The sequence below is a fragment of the Dactylosporangium sp. NPDC005572 genome, from assembly GCF_040605515.1.
Taxonomy (GTDB): Bacteria; Actinomycetota; Actinomycetes; order Mycobacteriales; family Micromonosporaceae; genus Dactylosporangium.
This window is the reverse complement of the sequence record NZ_JBEXCY010000462.1, coordinates 1-1,595: the sequence shown is the minus strand read 5'-3', so window position 1 is coordinate 1,595 and position 1,595 is coordinate 1. Positions and strand designations below refer to the sequence as shown.

Here is a 1,595-nt window from a genome sequence, read left to right as displayed (position 1 = left end):
CGTTGTAGCCGATGAACGCACCACGGCGGCGGTACTCCCGGCGCTGCTCCAGCGCGGTGTTCCACACCGCACGGCAGATCGCACCCACCTGTTCGGCATAGGCGGTCTGTTCCCCAGTGAGGCCGAGCAGATAGCGGCGTCCAGTCAGCATTCAGCGGCCCTTGACGGCCTTGACGAGCTTGCGGACGCCGAACTGCGGGTCGACCTCGACCAGCAGGTGGACGTGATCGGGCATGACCTCCAGGACCACCGACCGCACCCCCTTCTCATCGACGACCCGCGGACGAGCTGCTTGAACCGTTCCTCAATCCCGGCCACCGAGCACACGCCGCCGATACCACACCACATGGAAGGCGCTCTGGGAGACGACGTCGCTGCTCGATCGCAACGTGACGGACGCACCGACAATACACAGCACTGCGGCACCTATTACCCGTGCGGAGTTGACGCGCCAACCCACGGCAAAGCCGGGGTCTGCGCGCTACGCACCTTCGGTCACAACCCCCTATCTCAAGCAAGCCTATACGAGTTACGCTCCCGCCGTAACTCGTACACCAATGCTTGAGTTGTGAGGGATGACCGTGACCGTCCACACCGCCGCCCCACCGGCCTCGCGCTGGCTCGTCCTGGGCCTGCTGGGCGCGGGCCAGTTCATGCTGATCCTCGACGTCACCGTCGTGAACGTGGCGCTGCCGCACATCAGCGCCGACCTGCGCCTCGACCGCGCCGCCCTGACCTGGGTCGTGACCGCCTACACGCTGATGTTCGGCGGCCTCATGCTGCTCGGCGGCCGGCTCGCCGACCTGCTGACCGCGCGCCGGACATTGCTGGCGGGCCTGGCCGTCTTCACCGCCGCGTCACTGGTCAGCGGCGCGGCCGGGTCGGCGACGACCCTCCTCGCCGGTCGGGCGCTGCAGGGCGTCGGCGCCGCGCTGCTCTCCCCCGCCGCGCTGTCGATCGTCACCACGACCTTCAGCGGTACCGAACGGCACCGCGCCCTGGGGGTGTGGGCCGCACTCGGCGGGAGCGGCTCCGCGATCGGGGTGCTGCTCGGCGGGCTGCTGACCGCGGGGCCGGGTTGGCGCTGGATCTTCTTCGTCAACCTTCCGGTCGGCGCCGCCGTGCTGGTGGCGCTGCCCGTGCTCATGCGCGGCTGGCCGGCGGCCCGCCGCCGGGAGCGGCTCGACCTGCCCGGCGCGGTCCTCGTCACCGCCGCGACCGCGGCGGCCATCTACGGCCTGACGAACGCGGGCGACGACGGCTGGACCGGCACCGCCACGCTCGGGCCGCTCGGCGCCGCCGTGCTGCTCGGTGCGGGCTTCGTCGCCCTGGAGCGCCGGCTGCGTGCGCCGCTGGTCGACCCGCGCCTGCTCGCCCACCGGCCGATGGCCGCCGGGGCGCTGCTCATGCTCGTCGCCACCGCGCTGCTCGTCGGCGGATTCTTCGTCGGCTCGTTCTGGCTGCAGCACGGGCGCGGCTACGGCGCCCTGGCCACCGGCCTGGCGTTCGTGCCCGTCGCGGTGGCCACGGTGCTCGGCGCGCACCTCGCGAGCCGGGCGGTCGGCCGCACCGGCGGCCGGGCCGTGGCGGTCACC

2 protein-coding genes and 1 pseudogene are annotated in these 1,595 nt (G+C 72.2%); 1 reads left to right on the top strand and 2 read right to left on the bottom strand.

The window, feature by feature from the left end; genetic code table 11:
• Both ABZS66_RS61665 and ABZS66_RS61660 read right to left on the bottom strand, forming a co-directional pair.
• A partial coding sequence (locus ABZS66_RS61665; protein ID WP_354774280.1) for a helix-turn-helix domain-containing protein occupies positions 1-151 on the bottom strand: 151 nt, incomplete at its 3' end.
• Positions 152-154: 3 nt separating this feature from the next.
• A pseudogene (locus ABZS66_RS61660) lies at positions 155-409 on the bottom strand (transposase); the annotation flags it as partial.
• 166 nt (positions 410-575) lie between these two features.
• On the opposite strand from ABZS66_RS61660, the gene ABZS66_RS61655 reads away from it, so the two are divergent.
• On the top strand, positions 576-1,595 hold a 1,020-nt coding region (locus tag ABZS66_RS61655; RefSeq protein ID WP_354774278.1), incomplete at its 3' end, for an MFS transporter.